Origin of the sequence: Mesorhizobium sp. LjNodule214 (assembly GCF_964252735.1) — a bacterium.
Lineage (GTDB): Bacteria > Pseudomonadota > Alphaproteobacteria > Rhizobiales > Rhizobiaceae > Mesorhizobium.
The window spans coordinates 393,538-419,088 of the sequence record NZ_CAXUPE020000004.1 but is presented as its reverse complement, the minus strand read 5'-3'; the positions used below and the strand labels follow the sequence as shown (position 1 = coordinate 419,088).

The window sequence follows — 25,551 nt, the reverse complement described above, 5'->3', positions numbered from 1 at the left end:
TAAGGTCCGAGCCCTGACCTGGAGCGAACGATCGACCCTGTGCTCCATGGACATAGTTACTGCGGGCGCGCCGCAGAAAATGGGCGGATTGACCAGGGTTCCATTCCACTTGTCATCCCCACACCTTGCCGGGCTGAAAGTTCGTGAGAGGTTCGCCACGCAGCCAGTCGTCCACTTTGATCAGAGGAGCCGGGGACTCTCTACGCAACATGTTGTTCTCCATTCCCACACCTTTCCTGACGTTTATGCGCGAGCTGGTTCTTCTCTCAGAACGGAACACACCGGTTAGGAGACCATCAAAGTCTTGCGTGTTCTCATGCGATCAGCCCTCACTCAGTATTGCCGATCTCAACCAGCAAACGTCATGCCAGCGCTTTGCCCGCAGTAAATGCATGATTCTGCCTCGAAACCTTACAAGCCCAAGACGGCCGGTTGTTTTGAACCCGACATGTTTTCTGCTGCTGTCAGCTTTTGGACACGCATCATGCGTCAGACGCTTGAGGGCGAGAACGGCTTGGCTGTCTGCTCTGCGGTAATGTTGGCGTCGGCTCATCTAGCATCATTCGCCGCCGGCGATGCGCGGGCGCGCACAGCTAGGCCGACCCAGCGCCCCGAACCGCATGACCTTCTTGACCGGCTGGCTATAGGTCGGAAATTCCGCGATTCCGAGAAAGTTGGTCAGCGCAGTGCAGCCCGCTCGGCATTTGCCGCACGAATGGCAAGCGCTTGTCAACCGAGCGATCCTCCAAGGCGCGGGCCAGCGTCTCGACGATTTGTTGGTTAAGGCCGGCCAGTGTTTGTGTCTATGGTCTGGGAGTGGCCTTCGGCAGCCAGTGGCCGCGAGTAAAGCTTCGGCATCATCGGCTTTGATTGCGGCCCAAATCTGGTCGAAACTACGACGGGCTATTATGCCTCCTCTTCATTGAGAGCAGGAATGTCTGCTCTGGCGTAGAAGCCCAGCACGGGTCCGAGATCAAAGGTCGTTCCTGGCGCAAGGCGCCGGACGGACGTGGGCCATGTTTCGGTCGAGACGCCATCGATACCTCGCGCCAGCCTGCTGGCAAATCGGGGCATCAGCGGCGCGAGTGTCTGTGCCAGGATTGCAGCGGCCGTCGTCTGAAGGGCGAGCGACGTGCGGGTGCGGGCGGGATAGAGACGTCGCGCCGCCTCATAGTCTTGCGCCCGTCGGTAGACTACGCAATCGCTGACGAAATCGCAGGCATGCGCGGCCGCGCGCCGCACCGAGAAGCCATCGTCCGAATAGGCGCGTTCCATCGCCGCGCGATGGATCTCTATCCGAGCAAAGAAAGCGCGATCGTCAGGAGCCCAGTCGCCTGCGTCGGGCACACAGCCGCCAAAGTCCTGCTTGATTTCCCGATGCAGCGCATCAAGCCAATTCAGCCAGATCCCTTGGAACACCTCGTTCTCGGTGCGGCGTAGCGCGTCCAGCGTGAAGTTCGTCCGCTCACCTTCCGGGCGCGTCAGGCCCAAATGAAGACGGACGACATCGACTCTCTTTGGTCCCAGAACTTCTTTGCCCCAGACCGCATGGCCGCGGCTGGTCGAGAACTTCTGGCAATCGAGCAGGTAGAACTCGTTCACATGATACCGGATGCGCGGGGTCCAGTGGGAGAAGACCTCAGCATAAAGCGCCGGATAAAGCAGGGCGTGATAGAAGGAATTATCGAAGCCGAAGAAATGGACAATCTGCCAGTCATTGCTGGGCAGGGCCGCGTTCCAGTCTCGACCGAGCGATGTAGCTAGCGCCTGGATGTTGTAAAGAAAACCAAACGCCATCTCTGGCCAGACCCAGATCACCTGCCCCGGGAGCCCCTCGGCCGGCAGGCCCCAGTCCGAGGGGTGGGTGATGGGCACGGAAAAGTCGCCGCGTTGGCGTAGACGCGCGAAGAGGTCCATGATCCGAACGGGGGCGGCCGACTCCCTTAAATGCCGGTCGATATTGACGTAGCACCGTTCCAGCGCAAGTTCGGGACGGCGCATGGAGCCGACCACCGGCGCCTCGGCCGAGTGCCGCGACCGGACTGCACCTAGGTCGTGGCATAGGTTCGGCGCGCCGCATTCCTCGCAGATGTTGCCAGCAGCGGAGCCGCCGCAATCGGGGCAGAGGCCGCTTACATCCGGTTCGTAAAGGTAGTCGCCTGTCACAGCATCAAAGAGCGCAGGGCTCGGGCGCAGATCTACCGCCGTGCTGCTTAGAAGACTACGGAAACACGCGGCCTGAAACTCTGCATAAGCGCTATCGCCCAAAGTGGGGAGGAAGCTGTGGACCTCACAGTCGAGAAGCGCAAGCGTGGCTCGAATCTCATGGGCGTAGTGGCGCGCCACCTTTGCGGGCGTCGATTGATCGGCATCGGCACGCGTGGCGACGTAGCTCTGGTAATCGTCGCTTCCAGTCAGGTGATAGGCTTCGACCCCTTTCATGCGCAGGAAACGCGTGTAGACATCGGCGCCAAGATAAGGGCCAGAAAGATGCCCCAGATGCAGATCGCCATTGGGCGTCGGCGGCGTGGAGAAGACGAAGATCGGCCCGCGGGGAGTCGCGGCCTGTGCAGTAGCTTCGAGGGCGGCCTTGCCGTCGCGCCAGTAGACATCGACGAAATTTAGGTTTTCGATCCCATCGTTGTGCAGCACATGCGCTTCAAAAGGATGGAACAGAACGACATCGCCGGCTGCGACCGAGATTTCCCCAAGGTCGGTCCTGACCTTGCCCGCTCCAGACAGGACCACGAAGGCCTCGATTTCGTCGTGCCGATGGGGCTCGGATGTGACGCCTGGTGCCACCTCGCCAAATGAAAACCCGGTGCCCGCGCTTCCCGTCCCAAGCGCAGCCATGTCGATACCGAACGCCCGCGACAGCTGCGTTCGAGAAAACGTGGATTTCCGCATGACGAACCTCAGCTGTCGAAACAGTGGTCTCTTCGGCTGCCGACGCAACAGCCTCTGCTGCAAGTTGCGAAGAGAGGGGCAGCCCGACACGTTGGCCCCCGTCAGAATAATCCGGCTCTGGGCCCCAGGCGGGCGAAACTACGGGCGCCAGGAGGGCTTTAGGCGTCACAGAACAGCGCCCGTCAACACCTCCACATCGACATACCGAAGCGTCGTGACGGACTGCAGGCGATGCTCCAGTAGCCGGCAATCAAAACCATGCTCTCCGCGCATTTTTTAGCGGTCGATCAGTTTCGTGTGCCCTCCCTCGCCTGGTTCCGTGAGCTCAATCGCGATAGAAAATGCCGTTTGGGAGCTTGAGGTTGTCGAGATCGGCCTCTTTGCCCTCTGGCGGATTAAGGGCGCGCTTAAGCACGTTATATTCAGCGCGGGTCGGCCCACCGGTTGAAGCACGCTGGAACACCAAGTAGAGTGTCCGCCGAGAACGATTGCTTTTGTTCGGTTGTGAGTAGTGCGGTGCGTAATCGTCGAAGATGAAGACGTCTCCAGCCTTCCATACTACGGGTTCCCAGGAGAATGTTCCGGCGACTTCAGGATCGATCACCCCGCCGGCATCCATGGGAAATACCCCCTTCTTGTGGTTGCCGGGACTGAAGAAAAGGCCGCCGTTGTCCGGATCGGAGTCGTCAATGCCTATGGCAACGACCGCATGAACCATCCGGTCGGGCAGCCTGTGTGGAATGTGATAGATGTCCTGATGCGGGCGATAGCCGCCGCTATCGGGATAGTGGAAAATCAGCAACTCCTTAAGCCTGCGCGAATCTTCGCCAAGCAAATCCTCGACCGCAGACTTTATGCGCTGATCTTCTAGGAGGAGAAGACGCAATGGGTCATGGAAGTCGAGGAAATTCTCGGCCTTGGAGATGATCTTCCGATTGTCCGTCGTCTTCTCGAACCACATGAGCCATTTATCGTCGCTGACATCCCAGCGTGATATGTCTTCAACAGATCTGGAAATACCTTCCACAGCCGCGGGATCGAAGAACCTCTCGAGCCTGACGTATCCGTCTTTCTTCCACTTTTCTCTTTGTGCATCGGTCAACATGCGAAAACCCTCCTGTTGGAAAGAGTGGTTGGTCAAACATTCCGGTTAGAGGCAGTCGGGCGCCGTCAGGGCGTGGGCCCGTGGAGACGATACTCCACGGCATGCAGACGGCGACGCAAAGTGCGTTCCGCTCCGGGTGGATTGCAAGGCTTTGTTGTCCCTCCTCAATGGAGAGATCGCCCAGGCCCGTAAAGATCTGTCGATCCGGTACGTCTGCATAGTAGTCACGGCCGAGCATGCTATTGATGGTGCGACTGCCCGATAAGACGACCTTTCGTGCAGCCTGACGCAACGCAAGCCGTGCGCCACGCGAATCTTTGCGACAAGTTCCCGTTCGGGTCGGGCGATCAGGGAGGGCACGTCGCTGGCATCGGGTCCATCGATGCTCCAAAAACGGGTACTGTCCGCAGAAGTTCGGCGCCAGACTGCCCATCCGAGGCCACGCAGGGTCCAGGGATTCCCGAAGCTGGTCCCGATCACTTACCTCACCCGGTCCAGCCACCACACGCATCGCTACGAGCCGGAAGCCTCCGCTGACCGCCGACGCAGCCATGGCCACCAAGGCCACTGCGCACTTTCGAGTGAGCGACCTGGTACGGTTTCGACGACTGTGGGGCAAATCCTCGCCCGCAGAACAAAGCGATGCGCCCACAGGTCCAAGAGCATGTTCAGTCCCGATGAGTTCGGAGCGGGCTCCGGCCTTCGCCGCAGCGGAGGCGGATATCATTCCTTGGGTCCCACCGCCGACGATCAGTAGTCGCTGAGTCATATCCCGCTGCCCATTTCTTCGGCTACCGGGTCGGGCCAGCTCTCGACGGTGGTACGGCTGATAAAGCCAGGATGCTCAGGGTTCGCGCACGGCGCGCGCTGTAGAAGGCTGTCAAGAATCCGGCGAGCTCGCCAGGCCAGCAGGCTTAGGTTCGGATCGGCCAGCCCGCGCTGCCCGGGATTGGCGTTCTGTACGAAGATGCGTCTGTCACGCGGTCCGTCCCAGCACACCGAAAAATCCTCGTTGATGACCAACTCATTGTCGGTCTGTTGCAGCCGATCCGCCATCGGTTCCAAAAAGCTTGGCACGGCGTTCTCGTAACCGGTGGCCAGGATGACGATGTCGGCCGTGACTTCTTCGACGTCGCCCAAGCCGCGCTGCAGCGTCAAGTTATGACCCGCGCCGGCGTTGATGCAGCGCGAAACGTTGCAACCCGGCCGCAGTGCGATGTCACATAGGTCTGGCTCAAGAAATTCGTGGCGATACAGCGCCTGGTAGACGGCGCGCAAAGTGCGATCCGAAATACCATCCGAGGCGAGCACGAAACGCCGCAGGAACAGCTTGCGCTGCGGCTCGCTCATTGCCGCGAAACGATCCGAAAAACAGGGCATGAACAACTCGTTTGTGAACGGGCTGTTGTCGAGGGGCAGGTAGTTTTCGCGCTGCGAGACCCAGGTGATCGAGGCAGGCCGCCGGTCTCTTGGCCCACCGACCAAATGCAACAGCACCTCGGCTCCCGACTGGCCTCCACCAACGACGCAAACATGTTTTTGCCGCACCTCAGGATGGATGTGCAGCAAATCGGATGAATGGAACAGGTTGCGTCCGATCCAGCCCTGAAATTGAGGTGGAATCCGCGCTTTCTTGCCGATGCCGACCACCAGGTCTCTTGCACTGAGAACTGCATCGTCCGTCCACACCCGAAACTCGCCATCATAGCGTATTTCGCGGACGGTCTCGCCGCCGCGGACAAGTGGGTTCCTGCGGAACGCCCAGTTCAGGTATTGTTCGAACTCAACCCTGAACACAGAATCGAACTGTGCATTCAGAAAGTGGTATAGACGCCCGTTCTCGTGCAGAAAATTTATGAAAGTGTAGGCTGACTGCGGATCCACCAGCGTGACCAGATCCTTGAAGTGGCTGACCTGGAGTTCTGAGGACTCGAATGCGCTGCCTGGATGCCAGCGGAAGTCGACCTGCCGATCCAAGAACAGGGCCCCGTGCCCAACCTGCTCATGGATCTGACACGCGAGGCTCAAATTGGACGGGCCAGCACCGATCCCAATGCAAGAGAGCTCCAGGTGCCTTGCTCCTGCTGACGCCTCCCAATCAGGCGCTGTACGCGGACCATAGCCGGTCGGCTTGCCCTCCCCGCACGCATCATCGACACCACAGGACTTGCGACAGCTTGTCCGCGCGTTCGTAGTATCGGGTGTGACGCCCGCGGATCCCGGCTCCGTGATGAGATCGGCACTCATGCCGGCGACATGTTGCGCGTGGCTGGCATCGAGAATCCCGCCTCGATGACCCCCGCGTGGTCAGTGACATCCTTTTGCAACCTATCCCTCATTGCAATTGGACGCAGTTGCCCGCCTCGACCGCGATGAGCCGACCTTCGGCCTGCTTGGCGACCAGCGAGGGCACGGTCATGAGTGCGGCGACAGCATTTTTCCGTGGGTTTGATCATAGAAGACATCCGCTGCTGCGTTCGGGAGGCACCCTGCATCGAACGTGCCAGAGCAATACATCAGCAAAGCAACGGAAGGCAGGTCTGCGATCCTGTCGAGTACCCGACATTGAGGCCGAAACCTTGCACCGGCTCCGATTTTTGCACCTAATCGTACTTTTCGACTTCATAGCGTTGCAGGCGCCACTTTCCACACGGCCGTCATCGAGGAATGGCCTCGGCGCCGAGTGTCGATCCCTGCAAAGGAATCTCCGTTATCAAGGTCCTCATGAGGACTATCCCGACATGGTCCTCCATTACGGCGACACGACGGATGCGGCAAACCTGATCCGTCTCCGGCAAGAAACGCAGCCCGACGAAATCTACAATCTGGCTGCGCAAATCCACGTGCAGGTCTCCTTCGGGACCGGGAATACACCGCCAATGCCGATACGCTCGGCACGCTGCTGAGCGATCCGCATTCTTCGTCTCGAGAAAGAAGCGCGGTTCTACCAGGCCTCAACTTCCGAACTCTTTGGTTCGGTCCAGGGCATCCCGTTGCTGGAGAGCACTCCGTTTTATCCACGCTCGACCTATGCGGTGGCGAAGCTCTACGCCTACTGGATCACCATGAACTACCGCGAGGTATACGAGCTCTATGGCATCCTGTTCAATCACGAAGGGCCGACGCGCGGCGAAACTTTCATCACGCGCAAGGTGACGCGTGCGGTGGCTCGATCATGGCCGGCAAACAGGACTGTCTCTATCTTCGGAAACCTGGAAGCAAAGCGCGACTGGGGCTCGGCGCGCGCCTATGTCGAGGGCATGTGGCGCATCTTGCAGCATCAACCTGGCGATTTCGTGCTGCCAACCGGCGAGACACACACGGTCCGCACCGTTGTCCGGGCTTGCCTTCAGGCGAGTCGAAAAGGAGATCGTCTGGGAGGGCGAAGGCGTTGACGAGGTGGGCCGTGAACGCATGAGTAATCAAGCGCTGATCCGGATCGACAAACGCTGTTACGGGCCAATCGAGGTTGACCCGCTGATCGGCGATGCCTCCAAGGCAGCCGACCAAACTCGGTTGGAAGCCGAAGACCACTTACGATGAGCTCGTCTCGGAAATGGTCGAGGCCGACCGCCGCGCCTACGGGATCGTGTTAGCGTGACGTGAAAACACGATGACTTCGCGGGCATGTGCATCTTGCCGTTTCAGGGACGTCGGCATTTCAGGCCCGCCGCGGTCAGCCGGCGTCAGTCAGTTCTATCGTTTGGATCGGCAAACTCACACATCCTGCAAAGCAGAAAACCAGCCGCTCCATTCATGCGATCGACGATTTCGCAAAAAACTGGGCTTTTAAAGAGATCGCCATATTCGTCGCATAGAAGGTTGCCCAATACGTGACGCCGCTCAAAATCCATGGAGCAGAGAGTAACCTCGCCGTTTGGAAGGAGTACATTCCGATACTGCCGTTCGTCCACGCATATCAGCGCTCCGACGACTGGCTGCCGTGGTTCTACAATCTTAGGGTCTACGCTTCCACCCCTGCTGCTCACCGGTCGCGCGCGAACTAGGGCTTGGGGAGGGATAATGTCGGCGATATCGGGATGGGGCTCACCCAAAACCACGAATCGGATCGAAGGGATGTCGGCGTCGACGAGTTGACCAACCAAATCGCGATACTTGTCTCCGACAAGGCGGCTATTCATGTGGGCGCCATCATCAAAAACATGAACCACGAATACCCCCAACCGCAGCGCCTGCAAGCGTTGTAGATCCCGCCCCTTCATTCCCACTAGCGTCGTGAAAATCCTGATGCCGTGGCCTTTGGCGGAAGCGTGCTCGACCATTTCGGTGCAATCCGGATTGAGCCATGGCTCAGAATACCCGGCAAAACTAATGTCGACGGAGGCTGGTACGCGCGCCAGACAGCGCTTGAAATCTCCAAGACTAAGATGCTTCGTATCAGATACTTTTCTTTGCCGGTCAGCGAACTTGTCCTGCGGACAATATGAACATCCAACGATGCATCCTGTGGTCGTCGTTATCTCCAAAACTCTGCCGGCTGGGATAGCAGAGCGCAGTTCCGGTAAAATCATTCGTTGTGACTCCCACTCGTCTTGGTCATGCATAACGTCCAGGATGGTGTCTTTGGCTTCATGACACCGACGGTCAAGACAGTCCGAATGAGCCCAGCCATCTCCGCCTGGGCAGCAGTCAACAGCCGGTTTCCTCAATCTGCCGAGCGGACTATCAACGAACTTTGGGCATCGGCGCGGCAGGGCGGCGCAACCGCAAAGTCGCGCGTCAGCCATTGCCAAGGTGTAGCCGTGACCGTTGAGCGGGCGCGCCGCCGAGATCGCGCAGCAGACCATCAATCGTCTCGCGTTCTTATGCGGTCAGCCCCCACTCAATATTGCCGCATCTCCAGCAAAGGCCGTGCCAGCGCGCTTAGCCGAGCAACTGCACGAGCAGGCCTCGAGAAACCTCACGCCCAAGGCGGCCGGTTGTTTTGGACCGGACATGTTTTTTGTCGCTGTCAGCTTTTGGACATGCATCTCAGACGCTTGAGGACAGACTTGGCTGTCTCCTGCGGTAATGTTGGCGTCGGCTCATCATCTAGCATCATTTCGGCGCCGGCTGTGTGCGCGGAAGATCTACACGACCTGACCGCCGCGTGCAGCGACTGCCTGCCGGCTCATAGCTGATCTTTTCTCCTGAAGCCGGCGATGGGGCTAGGCCGTCGAGTGCGTGCTGCCGGATGCGGCGTATGCTGTTTGGCTAGACGGCGGATACCGCGTCACCTCCATATTTTCGCGACAGAGGTTTGGTGGCGTCGCAGGCCTTCTTGCTACATCACCGCAGTGCTCGGGAATTCGTATCTGATCCGCGTGAGGCGAAGACCTTCTCTCTCGACTGGCTCGCCGAGGCCGTCTGTCCTGCGGGCACCGAACGATTTCTCATTTGGCATGGCGCATGCGCGTCGATCCGCAAACCCCGTCATGGAGGACAAATCGGAGCTGGCCGCCACTCCACCTCCTCCTACCACGAGGGCAGACGGGAAGCAGCGCCTTCAAATGAGGGACAAAATCACTTTACCTCGAATCTTGCATCTCGATCACAACCGGAGCCATGGAACCGCGTCCGCGACCATGGCCTCGCGCCCCAAGGCAATTGCCCAGCGCAAATGGCTACGCGCGATTACGCCATGCATCCTTTGCGAGGCTACGACAGCACCTCGGAGAGCCTCGCCGCCATCATGCAGACCGATCTAAGCCCACTGATCCAGCACAAAGGAATTTCAAGCATGCACCAAGATACCGTCCGTGGGAAAGCTTTCGCCATGCCCCTGACCAGCCCGGCCTACCCGGCCGGCCCATATCGCTTCCGCAACCGGGAGTATCTGATCATCACATATCGCACCGATCCGCAGAAACTGCGCGACCTTGTGCCGGAGCCGCTTCAGGTGTGCGAGCCTATCGTCAAGTTCGAGTTCATTCGCATGCCGGACTCGACGGGCTTCGGCGACTACACGGAAGGCGGACAGGTCATCCCTGTCTCCTTCTGTGGCCGCAGGGGGAGCTATACCCACTGCATGTTTCTCGACGACCATCCGCCGATAGCGGGCGGACGCGAGTTGTGGGGCTTTCCCAAGAAGCTCGCTAGCCCAACGCTCCGAACGGAGACGGATACCCTTGTTGGCACGCTGGACTACGGGCCGGTCCGCGTCGCGACGGGTACCATGGGCTACAAGCACCGAGCCGCCGACCTCGCGAGCGTGAGGGCCTCGCTCGCTGAACCGAATTTCCTCCTCAAAATTATCCCGCATGTCGACGGCACGCCGCGCATCTGTGAGCTCGTGGAATATCATCTAGAGGACGTCCATTTGAGGGGCGCCTGGACGGGCCCGGCAGCCCTGAACCTCTGGTCGCATGCGCTTGCCCCCGTCGCCGAACTGCCGGTGCTGGAAGTAGTCTCGGCAGTACACCTCGTCGCAGATCTCACGCTCGCGCTCGGGAAGGTCGTCCACGACTATCTCGCGGAAGCCTAGCCTCGCCATCGGAAAGGAAGAACCATGAACTTTTACAGTGATATCTCATTGAACCAACGCGATGGGGAGCTGGTGGACGGCTTCTCGACAAGGAACGCCACTGACAATCTCATACAACGTCTTTCCAGCTACCTAGCCTTAGAGGACATTCCGCCGCTTTGCAGCGAGTGCAGGCGCCTCGCGAGTAAGAGCGATTGCCCTTGCCCATCCTCCCTGCTTTTGGTGCAACATATGCTCGCTGCCGTTTACCAGCGGCTTGACGCCATTGACTGCCTCTCAGAGCAAGGCGCCATAAGACTGAAGGCTTTTACCGATTATCTGGCGGCGGTCGTTCGAATAGCTTCAGAGAGCGGCGACGCGGCACCCTGGATTGATCTAGCAACCCGGTTTAGCGCTCTTTTCGATCCCGACGAGGTTGCCCATTGATCTCGCGCTTATCGCTTTTTCGTGGAACGAGCAGCCTCGTCGGCAGATGCGTCATCGATCGCCAGCGGCGGGCCGGCGCATATGCGAGCGTAAAAGCGCCGAGCAGCCGGTGATATATCTCGAACGTGACGACGCCGATTGGCGCGATGCGCGTTGGCTCGGGGCCCTCGTGTCCAAGCATGGGTGCGTTCCCATTCCGCGGCATCGTACTCGCGATCCCGTCTGTGCCGTGCTCAAGCAAACGAGCTCGAGCGAACCGCCCCAGGTTGCGGATTTAGACAATCGTTGATGGAGTTGGCTGGCGAATTGGCGCGTTCGGCCTTCGGTTGGAAGACCGGCTTGAGGGGGGCCAACGAAACGGAACTGGCGAAGCCACGCTGGAGTATGCCTTCACTGGGGTCGCGTCCCTGCACGTGCATGTAGGCGTCACAGTAGAGCTTTGAACAGCATCGGTGCGGGTCCGGAACCGTCATCGAGCCAAAAACAGCGGCAATGTCGGCTTTTCAAAGATCCATCTGGTCACACCGCCAAAGAGCCGCTCACGCAGCCGACGGCTGCCATAGGCGCCCATGACGATCATGTCCGCAGAAATGTCGATTGCGTGCTGCGCAAGCACCGTGGCCGCCGATTTGCCGGCACTTGGCAGGAGGTCAACCGACACCCGAGCACCGTGCCGAGTGAGATAGGCAGCGATGTCGGCTCCAGGCTCCGCGCCGTTCCCGTTGTAGTTGCCCTTCGGATCGACCAGGGCGACACGAACTTCCTCAGCAACGCATAGGAGGCCCAGCGCTTCTCGAACCGCACGGGACGCCTCGACTCGCGAGTCCCAACCGACCAGGACGCGCCGTGGCCACAGCGTCGCCTCAGCCCCCTTCGGCACAACGAGCACCGGCTTTCCCGTATCGAACAAGCAGCCGTTGACCACAGGAGGTCCGAGATTCTCGTCGTTGAGGAGCCCCGGTCCGATGATCGTGAGGTCGGCGCAGAGCGCCCGCTGTCGTGCCACTTCACCGAGGCTGGCCGGATCGTAATAGTCGGTGTCAACGTCATAGGCGGGCGACATAGATTCCAGCAGTTTCTGAATGTCTCTGGAGCGTTTTTCCAGTCTGACCGCGTTCTGTGTAAATCGATCGATTTGCCGAAACCGATCGTTCAATCTGGCAATTGCCTGTCCACGTGCTACCGGCCACTCTGGGACACCATCTCCGATCCGCCGATGCGACATAAGGAGCATCGGAGGGGGTATGATCAGTACGGAAAGGTGCGCGCCGATTTCCGCACACAAGCCGGCAGCAGTTCTGACGTCCTGATCGGAATGGTCAGCGCCGGTCAAACAGAGTACCGTTTTAAAGCCCATTTTCCTGTTTCTTCCTGAGTATCCGTTGAGGGCGTTTCAGGCCGCAAGACCGGCTCACAGCGCGAGGAAAGGGAGTGGCACCACACTCGGCACTCAATTCAGCCGTCCAGTTTCTCGAGCGAGTAGCCGGCCGACCTGACGGTACGGATGACGATACCGGTCGAGGCCGCCTCCAGAGCCCTTCTGAGCCGACTGATGTGGACGTCGACTGTGCGTACACCGACATGGATATTGGCCGGCCAGGCCCCCCCGATCAGCTCGTCCCTGCTGAAGACCGTGCCGGGAGCCTCGAGCAAATGCCGAAGCACGTTGAACTCGATCGGTCCGAGATGGATGTCATGGCCATTGCCGCAAACCCGGTGGGCATCGAGCTTCATCTCAAGGCTGCCATAGGAAAGCCAGCTGTTGTTTTCAATCGCGTTTGAACCCGGCTTCGGCAGCGCCAGCCTCGTGCGCAGATAATCGAGCAGCTTGGCCGGCGCCATTGGCCGCACAAAGCTCTCGTCAATGCCGGCCTTCAACAGATCAAGGTGCTGGTTCTCGGCGCCGGGCGCGATCAGGGCAATGATGGGCAGGCCGCCGGTCCGGGGTTCCCGCTTGAGCCGGGCGCAGATTGCGGACCCGGTAAGGCTCGTTGGACCGCAGTCCAGCACCACGGCCTGGAATTCCCGTTCGTCGGCCTTTGCAAGTGCTTCCTTGGCGCCGCCTGCCGGCTCACTGACGAAGCCGTCCACCTCCAGTATGTGGCTGAGGAACAGATAGAACTCCGCATCTTGCGAACAGATCAGGACGAGTGGCTTCATCAGCGCTACCCCGAGAACCACATTGGCCTCGACCGCGTCGGCCGCGTGGGCCGGCCATCGCGGCTCCTCAAGGCCTGACATGATCCTCTTGCTCGAAAATTGGTTTCATGCCCGTGCCACCTCGGGATAGGCGTCGATGGCTGCGATGGCATCGTCGACCAGTTTCGTACCGGCGGCGGCGAGTTTGCAGAACGTCTCGAAGCCGAACCGATGGACGTCGCGCACGGTCTTGGACAAAACGACCAGCCGCCCGGCGGTGAAAAGCACGCGCCCGAACCCCTCATGGCTCATTTCGATCATCGGCGATGCCATCAGGCCGGAGCGCTCCTCGATCGCAAGGGCGACGGCAGTGTAAAACTTATCGAGCCTCCACAGCACGTCCGGATCGGGATCGCCGATGATTGGGATCGTACGACGCCGTTCCTTGCTGACGATGAAGTCGGCCAGCAACTCGGCGTCCGCTTTGCCGTCCCACGACCCGTGGGAATCTTGAGCAAGGATCAGCCGCACGAGGCACTTGACGAACGGGCTGGCAAGGGCCGCCTCGTCATCGTTGACAGCAGGGCTGATCGCGACTTCAAACATTTTGCTCTTTCCTTGTTTCAGTCCTCATCCTCGAAGGAGGGTTTCTTTTCGGCGACACCAGCTTCGGCCAGCACCTTGCGCAGCCAGGGCGGAGGACATGTCCTCAGCATCGTCTGCGTGCGCAACAGCACCTCTTGGATGGTTTGTGGCTGCGGCACCTTGATTGGATGGATTTTTGCCGAAACAAGCTTGGCTGCCGAAGGCCCGCCGATGGCCAGACAAAACAGCAGATGGCAGCCCTTCAGCGCCTCCACCTTCGGCGTGATGCGGTCATCGCCGGTTCGACGCTTCCCGCTCTCATCGGAAACGTCATCGAAGGCCACGGCTTCCACGAGATGCCACTCCTCGCGCGTCACGTCGTAGACAGCAAAGCGCTTGGCAGACCCGAAATGGGCATTGAGATTCGTCATGTCTTGCGTGGCGATGGCTACGCGCAATGCGCCTGCCCGTCGGTCCGTCATCGGTGCGTGAACCTCGTCAGTGACGAGTGAGAGGCGACGAACGGAGCTCATCTGGCATTTCTCGTTTCCGGAATGGATCAAGCGCCTCAGGCGTCGGCGCGTGCTGGTTGGCCTGAAAGATATTGGCAACATCGAAGATCAGGTCGCGGGTCCCCCGATAGAGGATTGTGAGCTTGTGCTGGCTGCCGAGCCGGTCGAAGATCGGGAAGCCAACGCGCATGAGCGGAATGCCAAGGCGTCGCGATGCCTGGCGACCGTGGGAATGTGTTACGAGAAGATCCGCGCCCGCTGCAAGAGCTTCCAAATCGCCGAGATCGCCGATCTGAACCCACTCCGCCGGTACTTTTTGCAGAATCTTCGACATATCGGTCGTCGTGACCGCCGCCGCGATGTCACAGCCCATGCCGGTGAAGAAGGTTGCGAGTTGATAGAGTTGGTCTGGTTCAGCAGCGATCGCAATTTTCTTGCCTCCGAAATGGAAATGTCCGTCGAGCAATGCATCCTCCAATTGCGCCCGGTGACGGCGAACCCGGGCCGGCACCGCCGCGCCCGAAACCGCCGATAGCAGCGAGACGAACCGGTCGACGGCCTTCAATCCGGTCAGCGACTGGAACACCGCGTAAGGCACGCCGGTCAACCCGTGCAGCGTTTTCGCCGGGTGGCGCATGTGCTCGCCGATGACGATGCATTGCGCCGCCGTGCCAAGCTCGCGGATTTCCTCGACGCTGGTGCCGCCATAGGTAGTGGTTACCCAGCGGTCAGGAACCGTGCCGTCGAGTGAGCCGGAGACGTCCGGCAGGATAACCGGCTTGAGCCCAAAACTTTCAACCATGTCACGCAAATGCTCGACGTCAGCGACAGTGAGGTTGCATCCGGGCAGGATCGCGATCTTCTTCGGCTGCCGCGTCCGTTCACCCGACCGTGTAATCCCTTCGATCATCGCCGCGACAGCCTTGGCCCAGCCTTCTTCGATCGCGCCGTCAAAATCAGGCGTGTTGGCCAGCACGACCTCCGTACCCGCGAGCTCTTCCACGTGCTTCAGTTTGACGTTGGCGATATCACTCGCGCAATCTTCGCCACGGGTCTCCACCAGCGCGGTCGTGCACACCCCTATCAGCTTTGGCTTCGTGCGGGTTTTGAGGTTGAGGATCGCCTCTTCCAGATGGTCCGCTCCGCCGAGTATGGTTGCCACCTCGTCCATCGCCGTTGTCTGCAAGGGGATCGCTTCCTTGAAATGCCGCACGAAGAGCACGAGCGCGAAGCTGGTGCAGCCTTGGCTGCCATGGAACAGGGGCATCGCACCCTCGACTCCAAGAAAAGCGAAGGCGGCACCCAGCGGCTGCGACGACTTCAGCGGGTTGACCGCCGCTGATTTGATTTTGCGAAGGATGCGGACCATCGAATTTCCTCAACGGTTGCCGAAGCCGTGAGCCGTCGCGCCGGCGAATTCATTGAAGGCGTTCACAGTCGCGGTCCCGTTCTTCGTGCTCGCCAGATTGTCCTCCACAGCAGGCTGGCGATCCCACGGCGCCGGCTCCCGCACCTGGTCCCAGATCGGGCTATGAATGGCGAGGTCGATCTGCCGGACAAGTTCCACCATGCCGTCATAGCCGGCATAAGGATGTTGGCGCTCCTGGTTGATATCGAGCCAGGGTGTCTTGGCCTTCAGCGCGATGAATTGCGTGCGCCCGCCCGACAGCATGATGTCGGCCTTGTGTTTTGAGAGCATGGCGTAAAGATCGCGCGCTGCCATCTGCTCGAACGTGTGGTTTTCGTCCTTGAGGATCCGTTTGATTCGCTCCTTGTCTTCGACGGTGGATTTCTTGACCGAGGTGCCGACGATCTCCATGCCAATCTCCATCAGCGCGTGGACGACTGACCAGGACTTCACACCGCCTGTATTGAGCAGCACGCGCTTGCCTTGAAGCCGCCGGCGGTAGGCCTCGAGCTTCTTCCATGCAATCGCCTCCTGCTCGGCAATCAGCGTGTCTGTGCGATCGAGGATTTCCGCATCGGCGCCCTTCCTCACCAGCAGCTCAGCAATGTTGCGAAGTGCCTCCGAGGTATCGGTTATGCCGTAGAAGGAGCCCTCGAAGAATGGGATGTCCCAGCGCCCCTCCATTTTGCGGGCCAGGTTGATCAGTGCGCTCGAGCACACCAGCATAGCCGCCCGGGCGCGGTGCGCGGATGCAACGTCGATGTAACGCGCATCGCCCGGAATGCAGGCGCGCACCCGGATGCCGAGCCGATCAAGCAGCGGCTTCACCAGCCAGAATTCGCCGGAGAGGTTGAATTCGCCAAGGATGTTGATGTCGTAGGGCCCGGCGTCGTCGGGTTCCACCGTGCCGATGACATGATCGAGCAACGCTTCGGCGGCAAGTTTGTTGCCGAGGTTCTTGGAGCCGGCCAAGCCCGGCGCATTGATCGGCACCACGGCCAAGCCGAATTTTTCGGCCGCGCGTTTGCACACGGCCTCGATGTCGTCGCCGATCAGCGCCGTCACGCAGGTCGAATAGACGAAGACTGCCGGCGGCGCATATGTTTCCTTGATCTCGCGGATCGCCCTGAACAGCTTCCGCTCGCCCTGCCCCATCACGACGTCGAGTTCGGTGAGGTCGGTTGTGAAGCTAGTCCGCCACAGGGTTGGCCCGGACGAAGCTGCGCCTCTGTTGTCCCAGGAATTGCCCTCGCAGGCGAGCGGCGCATGGACCAGGTGCGCAACGTCGGTGATCGGCTGCACGACGATCTTGGCGCCGTCAAAGGCGCAGCCGCCGGCTGCCGCCCCGGGGGTCAGCGGCTTCGAGCAGCCCTGCTTGCGCGCCTTGGCATCCTTGCCGCGGTTGTTATCGCAGGCGGGCTCGTCGAAAACGTCCTGGATCTTGGCACTGAGCGAGGTCATTGCGTCAGTCTCCGAAGTCCATTGGGCAATTGGCGGCCTCGGCGAAAAGTCGGCACGGGCTTAGCGGGTGAGGTCATAGGAATAGTCCGTCACGCCCGTTTCGCTCGTCTCGCGATCGAGCTTGTCGAATATCTTGTCGAGGATCGTCGTCAGCACGCGTAATCCACCCTGGTAGCCCATGAGGGGAAAGCGATGGTGATGGTGCCGGTCGAAGATTGGAAACATCAGCCGGATCAGCGGCGTGCCGGTGTCGCGCTCCAGATACTTGCCATAGGAATTGCCGATCAGCAGGTCCACCGGCTCTGTAAACAGCAGCGAACGCATCGCCCAGAGATCCTTGCCCGCCCAGATCTGGGCATCCTGGCCAAAGGACGAGGATGCAAGCAATTCCTTCATCTCGGCCTCCCAGGCCGATGTGCCGTTGGTCGCGAGGCAATGTGTCGGCTCGCCGCCGGTCTCCATGACGAAGCGGGCCATGGCGTAGACGAAGTCGGGATCCCCATAGATTGCGTACTTCTTGCCGTGCAGCCATGACTGGCTGTCCGCCATGGCGTCAACCAGTCGGCCGCGCTCCATCCGGATTGACTCGGGGATCTCCTGGCCGGAAATCGCTGAGACCTTCATCAGGAATTCGTCGGTCGCCTGGACACCCAGCGGATAGTGGAAGGATGCCGTCGCCTGCCCGACCTCGTTGCAATATTCCAGCGTCTTGCGGGTGTTGTAATGCTGCAGCGACAGTGTCGCCTCCGCGTTGAGTGCCCCTTTCACGTCTTCGATCTTGGTGCCACCGTCATACATGCGGTATTCGCCGTCCGACGGCGTGTCGAACTGGTCTGAGGCGTCCTGAATGACGATATAGGTGACACCCATCAGGTCGAGGAGGCGCTTAAGTTCCCGGTTGTTTCCGACGCAGAATCCGTCGAAGCCTGGAATGATGTTGATGGTCCCAGCGGCCTTTGAGCGCTCGCTGCCCTTCCAGAAATGCTCCAGCACGCCCTTCACCATGCCGTCGTAGCCATCGACATGGCTGCCGACGAAGGCAGGCGTATGAGCGAAAGGCACGTCGAAGTCGCACGGGACCGAGCCTTCGTTCTTGGCGTTCTCGATGAAGCTCCGCAGGTCGTCGCCAATGACCTCGGCCATGCAGGTGGTCGAGACGGCGATCATCTTGGGGTCGTAGAGCTTGTAGGTATTGGCGAGCCCGTCGACCATGTTCTTCAGGCCGCCAAACACTGCCGCGTCCTCGGTCATCGAGGAGGAAACCGCTGACGAAGGCTCCTTGAAATGTCGCGACAGATGCGAGCGGTAGTAGGCAACGCAGCCCTGGCTACCGTGAACGAAAGACATGGTGCGCTCGAACCCCGCGGCCGCGAACACGGCGCCGAGCGGCTGGCAGGCCTTGGCGGGGTTTATGACAAGCGCCTCGCGAGCGAGGTTCTTTTCGCGGTATTCCCAAGTCTTGGTCAATTCGCGTTGGTCGGTGACGATCTGATCAGGGTGCGGACATTCGAAATTCAGTTTCTTCTCGGCAAGCATTTGTCTGTATTCCGGCTCGCGGAACAGGGGAGCATAGTCGAGAATTTTTTCGGCCGATTGCGGCATGGTGGTCACCTTTTCCATCTGGCTGCGGCAAGCGGCAGCACAGGGACATCAAAGCGTTAAAGGGCATCCAGCGTGGATCGAGCACGCCCCAAGCATTTATCGGCCTCCCTGCCAGGGAGGGAGGCCAGTCCTCATTCGGCGGCGACCGCCGTCGGCGGCGCGTCCTTCATCTTTTTCCACGGCGCGCGGTAGAGACCCCAGACCGGGTTGTTGATGGCCAGATCCATGTCGCGGGCGAAAATGGCGAAGCCGTCATAACCGTGATACGGGCCGGAATAGTCCCAGGAGTGCATCTGGCGGAACGGGATGCCCATCTTCTGTACCGGGTACTTCTCCTTGATACCGGAGCCAACGAGATCCGGGCGGATGCCTTCGATGAACTTCTCCAGCTCATAACCGGTGACGTCGTCATAGAGGAGCGTGCCATTCTTCACGTAATGGCCGGTGCGCTGATAGTCGTCGTTGTGGGCGAATTCGTAGCCGGTGCCAACGATCACCATAGCGAGGTCCTCGTAGGCAGTGATGACGTGGCGAGGACGCAGCCCGCCGACATAGAGCATCACCGTCCTGCCTTCGAGGCGCGGTTGGTACTTGGCTATGACGGCATCGACCAAGGGCCGGTACTTGGCGATGACCTTTTCGGTCTTCTCCTCGATTTCCGGGCCGAAGTGTTTGGCGATGTTGCGCAAGGAGGCCTCGATCTGGGAGGGGCCGAAGAAATTGTATTCCATCCAGGCGATGCCGTACTTTTCCTCCATGTGCCGGCAGATGTAGTTCATCGACCGGTAGCAGTGGATCAGGTTGAGCTTGGCCTTGGGAGCGCGCTCTATTTCGGCGAGTGTGGCGTCGCCCGACCAGTTGCCGACCACCCGAAGCCCAATCTCTTCGAGCAGGATTCGCGAGGCCCAGGCATCGCCGCCAATGTTGTAGTCGCCGACGACGTTGACGTCGTATGGGCCGGACTCGAACGCGACATCGTCCTTGTCGAAGACCCAATCGCGGATCGCATCATTGGCAATGTGGTGGCCGAGCGATTGTGAAACGCCGCGGAAACCTTCGCAGCGCACCGGTACAATCGTCTTTTTGTGCTCCTTGGCTTTCTTGCGCGACACGGCCTCGATATCGTCCCCGATCAGGCCGATCGGGCATTCGGACTGCACCGAGATGCCGCCACTGAGCGGAAATAGGTCCTCGATCTCGTCGATGATCTTTTCCAGCTTCTTGTCGCCGCCGAAAACGATGTCCTTCTCCTGGAAGTCGGAGGTGAACTGCATGGTCACGAACGTGTCGATACCCGTCGTGCCGACGTAATAGTTGCGGCGTTGGGACCAGGAATATTGCCCACAGCCGACTGGCCCGTGCGAGATGTGGACCATATCCTTGACCGGACCCCACACCACGCCCTTGGAGCCGGCATAGGCACAGCCGCGGATAGTCATCACGCCCGGAATGGATTTGATGTTCGATTTGACGTCGCATTCGGAAAGGCCCTTGTCCTCACCTCCAGCCTCGTCCTTGCTCGTTGCGACACTGAGGTGCTTCTTGCGACGCTTCGCCGCCTTGTCTGGATATTGGGACAGCACGTCTTCGATAAGCTTCGCATGCAAAGCGCCGTCATTCTCATAGTCGAGGCCCATGGGACCTGCCCCTTTCAAGGTTCGGGTAACGCCTCGCCAACGAGGCCTTGTTTCGTACAAAGGGGCGCCAGGTCACGGTCGGCGCCCCCTGTCGGTAGCGGCGGCTACTGAGCGACGGCCAATTTCGCTTCCTTGGCCTGAAGCTCGGCAAGCATTTGCTCGTCCGTCTTCATGATGCCGAAGTCGAGCAGCATGTCCTCGAGCTCCTCCATGGTGATTGGGGTCGGGATGGTGCCCTGGCCCGAATTGACATGGATCTTCTCGGCCAACGCGCGGTACTCCCCTGCCTGTTTGGAGTCCGGCGCATACTGGATTACCGTCATCTTTCTCAGTTCGGCGTGCTGGACGATGTTGTCGCGCGGCACGAAGTGGATGAGCTTGGAATTGAGTCTGGCGGCCAGCGCCTCGGAGAGGTCGAGCTCGCGGTCGGTCTGTCGCTCATTGCAGATCAGCCCGCCGAGCCGCACGCCGCCCGAATGGGCGTATTTCAGGATACCCTTGGCGATGTTGTTGGCGGCATAGAGCGCCATCATCTCGCCGGACATGACGATGTAGATTTCCTGGGCCTTGTTTTCGCGGATCGGCATCGCAAAGCCGCCGCACACCACGTCGCCCAGCACGTCGTAGGAGACATAGTCGACATTATCATAGGCGCCGTTCTCCTCGAGGAAGTTGATCGAGGTGATGACGCCGCGGCCGGCGCAGCCGACACCCGGCTCGGGGCCGCCGGACTCCACGCACTTGATGTCTTTGTAGCCGATCTTGAGCACGTCCTGGAGTTCAAGGTCTTCCACAGAACCTTCTTGGGCGGCGAGATGCAGAACGGTATCCTGCGCCTTTGCATTCAGGATCAGCCGGGTGGAGTCGGCTTTGGGGTCGCAGCCGACGATCAGGATTTTCTGTCCGAGGTCGACCAGGGCGGCTAGCGTATTTTGAGAGGTGGTGGACTTGCCGATGCCCCCCTTTCCGTAGAATGCGATCTGACGCAGACCTGACATGTTGCTTCCTTCCTTCTTTCCATCCATAGCGGTTACCGCGACTTCAATGCCGGTCGGCAGATCCCGCCGCCTCGCACCGATCGTTTCAAAACTCGTGCCAATTCGGCCGGTTGGATCGAAGAAGAAATTTTATGATTGCTTTTCAGCTGTTTAACATTTGGCAAAAATATTAAATTGGCTAAATAAACTTGTGTCGCGGCCCTGACAAAGGCGACAGGAAATGTCGGATGGCGTTGAGTGAGACGTCGGCCGCGGAGCCCGGAAAGAAGCTAGTTGTCAAAATCTGATGGAGTAGATGCCCCCTCCCGACGCCATCGCAATGTGCCAGTTTGGTGATTGCCAGAATCGACCAAGACAGAGACGGCATCCATGGAAGTTACCATCATTGGAATCGATCTCGCAAAGCGGGTCTTCCAGGTTCACGGCGCGGCGAGTGACGGGAAGGTTGTCTTTCGCAAGAAGCTGTCGCGCGAAGTTGCTGCCGTTTCTCGCCGGACAGCCCCGGTGCACGGTGGCGATGGAAGCGCGACCGCCCACGACTGGGGGCGTACGATCGGCGGGCTCGGGCATGCCGTCCGGCTCCTGCCGCCGGTCTATGTGAAGTCCTTTGTAAAGCGGCACGCGGAAGCGGCCCTCAGGCCGACAATGCGCTTCGTGGCTGTCAAAACCGAGGAGCAAGAGGCGCGGTCGATGATCTTCCGCACGCGCGACCTCTTGGTGCGCCAGCGCACGCAGCTGATAAACGCCCTGCGCGGCCACCTCGCCGAAGCACGGGGTCGTCGCCCCACACGGCCCGGCCCACGTGAAGCGCCTTGCGGATGCAATCGAAGACGAGGAAGGCCTCATCCAGCCGATCGTCCGCGACGTTGGTCGTCTCTACCTCCAGCAGATCGCCATCTACAGCGAGAAGATCGCCGAGCTCGAGAAGACCCTCCCTTGGCTGTAGATCATCTGGGAGCTCGTCCCGCTGGATTTGGCGCGCTGAAGGACCGGGGATCAGCCAAATCCGCGAGCGTTCCAAGTGGATTCTGTCCACTCTATCTGAGTTTCAGCCATCTTGCCCTCCCGAGCATTCCTTAACCCGCCGCCGCATCAGACCGCTCCGCGTATCGGATTGACGACCTTGAGCCCGGCAAAGTCTTTTTCGTTATCCGTTACCAGCACGCACTCGTTCGCTCCGGCGACAGCGGCGATGATCATGTCGAGCCCGCTGCGCGGCTTGCCGGCCAGTTTTCCTCCTGCCATCAGCCGCGCCCAGATCAGCCCTGCCTTGTCGTCGAACGAGAGGATGCGGCCCGCAAACAGCGCCTGCGGCCCCTCAGGCCCAGAGAACCAGTTGTCGAGTGCGTCGCGTTTTTTCCCGCGCGGCTTCTCCAGAACCCTGCGAAGAATTTCCGCAACGGTCAGCGAAGCGATGAACAAATCCTCGTCACGCTGTCTCGACATCCATGCCAGGAGCGATTCCGAAGGCTGCGATTTGACGACATCGCTGATGATGTTGGTATCGAGGAGGTAGCGTGTCACAGGTCGATCTTCCGCCCCTCTTCATGGGGGCGGGAAAGATCGAGGTCAGCTCCCACGAGCGGCGAACGACGCAATGCGGCGAGAATCCCGCCAAGCTTGGGTGGCTCGCCGGCGATGGTCTGGCTGACAGCAGCGCGCAGGCTAGAGGCATCCGGTCCATCTTCGGCCAGGCGGCGAGCCAAAGATCGAATGAGGTCGCGATCGGCATCGCGGCCAAGCACCTCGAAGCGCGCCAAGCCGCGCTCGCTGAGGCGAGATCGATAGTTTTGAATGGCGCGTTTTTGCGAGCTGCTCATAGTTGCCTCCGACTACAACACACATACATAATACATTCGACATACATCATAACTACAACAAGAAGGAACATACAGATCTAAATAAAAAGACAGTCTTCATTTCTCATTTCCAGTAATATAACGAGAATACTGGGTTTGATCAAGGTGCAGGCAGTCCGGGCAGTGCTCTCTTTCTGTTGAATGGCATCGGTGGGGACGCGCGATATATGTTACGCGACGGTACTTTTTGACCAGCGTCGAGTTCTTGCGCTGACAAGAGAAATATCTCGGCGCCGACCAAAGGGCGTCGGCCCCAGGACGGGCGAGGCTCGTTCGGAGAACGGCGCGAAACAGGGATTGGTCCATTCGCGCGGCGATGATTGACCACAAGGCCTGCTGGACGGGTTCCGCGTGCAGGTGCCCGTCGCTGCCCGCCTTGAAAAACTGTCAGAAAATCGCATACATTTCTGACAGGAGCATGGCCATGCAACGGTTGACCGAACAGATTCTTGCGCACGCGAAAGGGCTGCCAGAGGGCACGCCGGTCGCAGCTAAGAGCTTGCTTCACCTCGGGAATCGCGCCGCGGTGGATCAGGCATTGTCGCGTCTAGCCGAGCGGACGCAGTTGATCCGGGCGGGTCGCGGCGTCTATCTCCTTCCGGTCACGAGCAGGTTCGGCACCCGGGCTCCCTCCGTGGAGCAAGCGGTCGAGGCGCTTGCCAGCCAGCGCGGGGAGATCATCGTCACGAGTGGGGCCGTTGCCGCCAACACCCTCGGTCTCACGACACAGGTGCCGGTCCGGTCGGTCTATCTGACTTCCGGCCGCACCCGGAAGATGAGCCTCGGCAAGCAGGTCGTCGAGCTTCGCCACGCGCCTCGTTGGCAGCTCGCCATGGCGCATCGGCCCGCTGGCGAGGCGGTGCGAGCGTTGGCTTGGCTTGGGCCGGAGAAGGCTGAGGCCGCCCTCCAGACACTGAAGCGGAAACTCCCGCCGGGCGCCTTCAGCGAGTTGGTCGCGGTAGCGCCGCAGCTTCCGACCTGGATGGCGCGCAGCGTGGGCAAGGCCGCACATGGCTGATCCCTTTCTCCACCTCCCGATCGAGGATCGGCGGGAGGCGCTCGGCGTCGCGGCCGATCGGTCCGGCAGGCCGGCGCATCTCCTCGAGAAGGACGTGTGGGTGGTCTGGGCGCTCGCCACCTTTACGGCTCGGCGCTCGGCGAACATCTGGTGTTCAAGGGCGGCACGTCGCTGTCCAAAGCCTATCAGGTTATCCAGCGGTTTTCCGAGGACGTCGACCTAACATACGACCTCCGGCCGATTGCACCCGACTTGGTGGGCGACGACGGCGAAGCGTTGCCGGAGACCCGTAGCGAGGAAAAACGCAGGTCCAGTGAGGTGCGTAAGCGCCTGCCCAATTGGGTTGAAGGAAGCGTTCAGCCGATCATCGCAGATGCGCTCGCGGCTGAAGCTTTGGCGGCCGCCATCCGCGTCGAGGGCGAGAAGCTGTTCATCGATTACGAAGCCGCGACGCCTGGCTCCGGCTATGTGGCGCCGAGCGTGATGCTCGAATTCGGAGCACGATCGACGGGCGAGCCCGCGAGCTTGCGCGACATCGCCTGCGACGCGTCTGGCCTGATCGAGGGCGTGACCTTTCCCACGGCTCGTCCACGCGTGATGCATGCGGAGCGAACCTTCTGGGAGAAGGCGACGGCCATCCACGTCTTCTGCCTGCAGGAGCGCCGGCGCGGCGATCGCTTTGCTCGTCACTGGCACGATGTCGCGCGGTTGGACGAAACCGGTTTTACCCCGTCCGCCTTTGCTGATCGCGATCTGGCGAACGCAGTGGCGCGCCACAAGACCATGTTCTTCGCCGAGAAAGCGCCCGATCGAACGCCCATCGATTACGCGGCGGCTGTCAACGGCGGTCTGCGGCTTGTGCCCGCAGGCGATGGTCTGAAGGCGCTTGAAGAGGACTACGCCCGCATGGTCGACGACGGGCTTCTTCTGGAAGACGCGGAGCCTTTCGAAGCGCTGATGACGCGATGTGCCGATATCGCCGAGCGAGCCAATTACATCCGCGAATAGAAAAAACTGGGGGGACGGCGCCGTGCGAATTTCGCGGATCAAAATTACAAACTTCGCCAATCGGCGCGCTGCGGGCGGGAATGCTCGATGCGCTGATGGCGGCAGAGCCAAGCCTCGCCGATCAGCGCGAACAGGTGGTGCGCATGTCGGCGGCGCTCGCTGTCGGCGGGCCGCTCGCCGACCTGGATCTGGCGAGCCTCGGTGGACGCGACGCGTCGCCTCTCCATCTTAATCTGTTGACGCCGCACTCGGCAAAGGGCTGCGAAGATGATGTCGTGATCATGGTGGGACTCGATCTGGGCGGTTTGCCCTGGCGAACGAGCAGCCGGCGGCGCGACGCGAAAGCCGACGGCTGTTCTATGTTGGCCTGACGCGGGCCCGCGACGAGATCCATATGCTGTA

General features: G+C 60.2%; 20 protein-coding genes and 3 pseudogenes. 8 read left to right on the top strand and 15 right to left on the bottom strand.

All coding sequences use genetic code 11. From position 1 onward, the window contains the following. Nucleotides 1–906: 906 nt before the first annotated feature. From ACSQ3Z_RS33580 to ACSQ3Z_RS33570, 3 genes are all read right to left on the bottom strand, one after another. Nucleotides 907–2,907, bottom strand: a complete 2,001-nt coding sequence (locus ACSQ3Z_RS33580; RefSeq protein WP_436175421.1) for a class I tRNA ligase family protein — start codon at nt 2,905–2,907, stop codon at nt 907–909. Between the two features lie 325 nt (nt 2,908–3,232). Beyond that, nucleotides 3,233–4,012, bottom strand: coding sequence for a phytanoyl-CoA dioxygenase family protein (locus ACSQ3Z_RS33575; protein WP_436175420.1), 780 nt, complete (start codon nt 4,010–4,012; stop codon nt 3,233–3,235). Nucleotides 4,013–4,777: 765 nt separating this feature from the next. Beyond that, on the bottom strand, nt 4,778–6,082 hold the full coding sequence (locus tag ACSQ3Z_RS33570; protein ID WP_436175456.1) for a lysine N(6)-hydroxylase/L-ornithine N(5)-oxygenase family protein: 1,305 nt from the start codon (nt 6,080–6,082) through the stop codon (nt 4,778–4,780). A gap of 302 nt (nt 6,083–6,384) precedes the next feature. On the opposite strand from ACSQ3Z_RS33570, the pseudogene ACSQ3Z_RS33565 reads away from it, so the two are divergent. Next, nucleotides 6,385–7,407 (top strand): annotated as a pseudogene (locus ACSQ3Z_RS33565) (GDP-mannose 4,6-dehydratase). Nucleotides 7,408–7,411: 4 nt separating this feature from the next. Then, the gene (locus tag ACSQ3Z_RS33560) at nt 7,412–7,555 is read left to right on the top strand and encodes a hypothetical protein (protein ID WP_436175419.1); all 144 of its coding nucleotides are present in this window, start codon (nt 7,412–7,414) and stop codon (nt 7,553–7,555) included. A gap of 143 nt (nt 7,556–7,698) precedes the next feature. Here ACSQ3Z_RS33560 and ACSQ3Z_RS33555 read toward each other — a convergent pair whose 3' ends face one another. Further along, a complete protein-coding gene (locus ACSQ3Z_RS33555) occupies nt 7,699–8,544 on the bottom strand; it encodes an SPASM domain-containing protein (RefSeq protein WP_436175418.1) in 846 nt (281 codons plus the stop codon). A gap of 1,208 nt (nt 8,545–9,752) precedes the next feature. On the opposite strand from ACSQ3Z_RS33555, the gene ACSQ3Z_RS33550 reads away from it, so the two are divergent. Then, a complete protein-coding gene (locus ACSQ3Z_RS33550; RefSeq protein ID WP_436175455.1) occupies nt 9,753–10,496 on the top strand; it encodes an acetoacetate decarboxylase in 744 nt (247 codons plus the stop codon). A gap of 24 nt (nt 10,497–10,520) precedes the next feature. After that, a complete protein-coding gene (locus ACSQ3Z_RS33545; protein ID WP_069091081.1) occupies nt 10,521–10,922 on the top strand; it encodes a hypothetical protein in 402 nt (133 codons plus the stop codon). A gap of 469 nt (nt 10,923–11,391) precedes the next feature. Here the strand turns inward: ACSQ3Z_RS33545 and ACSQ3Z_RS33540 are convergent, their stop codons facing one another. The 9 genes from ACSQ3Z_RS33540 to nifH all read right to left on the bottom strand — a co-directional run bounded on the left by ACSQ3Z_RS33540 (nt 11,392) and on the right by nifH (nt 21,264). Continuing rightward, nucleotides 11,392–12,279 (bottom strand): universal stress protein, encoded by an 888-nt coding sequence (locus tag ACSQ3Z_RS33540; protein WP_436175417.1) that lies wholly within the window; start codon nt 12,277–12,279, stop codon nt 11,392–11,394. Nucleotides 12,280–12,377: 98 nt separating this feature from the next. Beyond that, nucleotides 12,378–13,163, bottom strand: a complete 786-nt coding sequence (locus ACSQ3Z_RS33535) for a response regulator transcription factor (RefSeq protein WP_436175416.1) — start codon at nt 13,161–13,163, stop codon at nt 12,378–12,380. A gap of 24 nt (nt 13,164–13,187) precedes the next feature. Further along, a complete protein-coding gene (locus ACSQ3Z_RS33530) occupies nt 13,188–13,667 on the bottom strand; it encodes a NifX-associated nitrogen fixation protein (RefSeq protein ID WP_006331754.1) in 480 nt (159 codons plus the stop codon). 17 nt (nt 13,668–13,684) lie between these two features. Further along, complete coding sequence (gene nifX / locus ACSQ3Z_RS33525) at nt 13,685–14,179, bottom strand: nitrogen fixation protein NifX (RefSeq protein WP_436175415.1); 495 nt, start codon at nt 14,177–14,179, stop codon at nt 13,685–13,687. Further along, nucleotides 14,145–15,527, bottom strand: coding sequence for a nitrogenase iron-molybdenum cofactor biosynthesis protein NifN (gene nifN, locus ACSQ3Z_RS33520; protein WP_436175414.1), 1,383 nt, complete (start codon nt 15,525–15,527; stop codon nt 14,145–14,147). The genes nifX and nifN overlap by 35 nt, the downstream gene beginning before the upstream one ends. 9 nt (nt 15,528–15,536) lie before the next feature. Continuing rightward, the gene (gene nifE, locus ACSQ3Z_RS33515) at nt 15,537–17,027 is read right to left on the bottom strand and encodes a nitrogenase iron-molybdenum cofactor biosynthesis protein NifE (protein ID WP_436175413.1); all 1,491 of its coding nucleotides are present in this window, start codon (nt 17,025–17,027) and stop codon (nt 15,537–15,539) included. Nucleotides 17,028–17,087: 60 nt separating this feature from the next. Continuing rightward, complete coding sequence (nifK, locus tag ACSQ3Z_RS33510) at nt 17,088–18,629, bottom strand: nitrogenase molybdenum-iron protein subunit beta (protein ID WP_436175454.1); 1,542 nt, start codon at nt 18,627–18,629, stop codon at nt 17,088–17,090. 131 nt (nt 18,630–18,760) lie between these two features. Further along, the gene (nifD, locus tag ACSQ3Z_RS33505; RefSeq protein ID WP_172234334.1) at nt 18,761–20,266 is read right to left on the bottom strand and encodes a nitrogenase molybdenum-iron protein alpha chain; all 1,506 of its coding nucleotides are present in this window, start codon (nt 20,264–20,266) and stop codon (nt 18,761–18,763) included. Between the two features lie 104 nt (nt 20,267–20,370). Continuing rightward, entirely contained in the window at nt 20,371–21,264 is an 894-nt protein-coding gene (nifH, locus tag ACSQ3Z_RS33500) for a nitrogenase iron protein (protein ID WP_006331760.1), read from the bottom strand. A 369-nt stretch (nt 21,265–21,633) separates the two neighbouring features. On the opposite strand from nifH, the pseudogene ACSQ3Z_RS33495 reads away from it, so the two are divergent. Further along, a pseudogene (locus tag ACSQ3Z_RS33495) lies at nt 21,634–22,192 on the top strand (IS110 family transposase); the annotation flags it as partial. A 164-nt stretch (nt 22,193–22,356) separates the two neighbouring features. Here the strand turns inward: ACSQ3Z_RS33495 and ACSQ3Z_RS33490 are convergent. Both ACSQ3Z_RS33490 and ACSQ3Z_RS33485 read right to left on the bottom strand, forming a co-directional pair. Continuing rightward, the gene (locus tag ACSQ3Z_RS33490; protein ID WP_172352466.1) at nt 22,357–22,788 is read right to left on the bottom strand and encodes a PIN domain-containing protein; all 432 of its coding nucleotides are present in this window, start codon (nt 22,786–22,788) and stop codon (nt 22,357–22,359) included. Then, entirely contained in the window at nt 22,785–23,084 is a 300-nt protein-coding gene (locus ACSQ3Z_RS33485) for a hypothetical protein (RefSeq protein ID WP_006331763.1), read from the bottom strand. The genes ACSQ3Z_RS33490 and ACSQ3Z_RS33485 overlap by 4 nt, the downstream gene beginning before the upstream one ends. 463 nt (nt 23,085–23,547) lie before the next feature. Here ACSQ3Z_RS33485 and ACSQ3Z_RS33480 point away from each other — a divergent pair, with 463 nt between their 5' ends. From ACSQ3Z_RS33480 to ACSQ3Z_RS33470, 3 genes and pseudogenes are all read left to right on the top strand, one after another. Next, entirely contained in the window at nt 23,548–24,141 is a 594-nt protein-coding gene (locus tag ACSQ3Z_RS33480; RefSeq protein WP_044551219.1) for a DUF6088 family protein, read from the top strand. After that, a pseudogene (locus tag ACSQ3Z_RS33475) lies at nt 24,134–25,149 on the top strand (nucleotidyl transferase AbiEii/AbiGii toxin family protein). Before ACSQ3Z_RS33480 ends, ACSQ3Z_RS33475 begins: the two are co-directional and overlap by 8 nt. 80 nt (nt 25,150–25,229) lie before the next feature. Next, nucleotides 25,230–25,520: a hypothetical protein gene (locus ACSQ3Z_RS33470; RefSeq protein ID WP_436175412.1), complete on the top strand. Its 291-nt coding sequence runs from the start codon at nt 25,230–25,232 to the stop codon at nt 25,518–25,520. Nucleotides 25,521–25,551 lie beyond the last annotated feature (31 nt).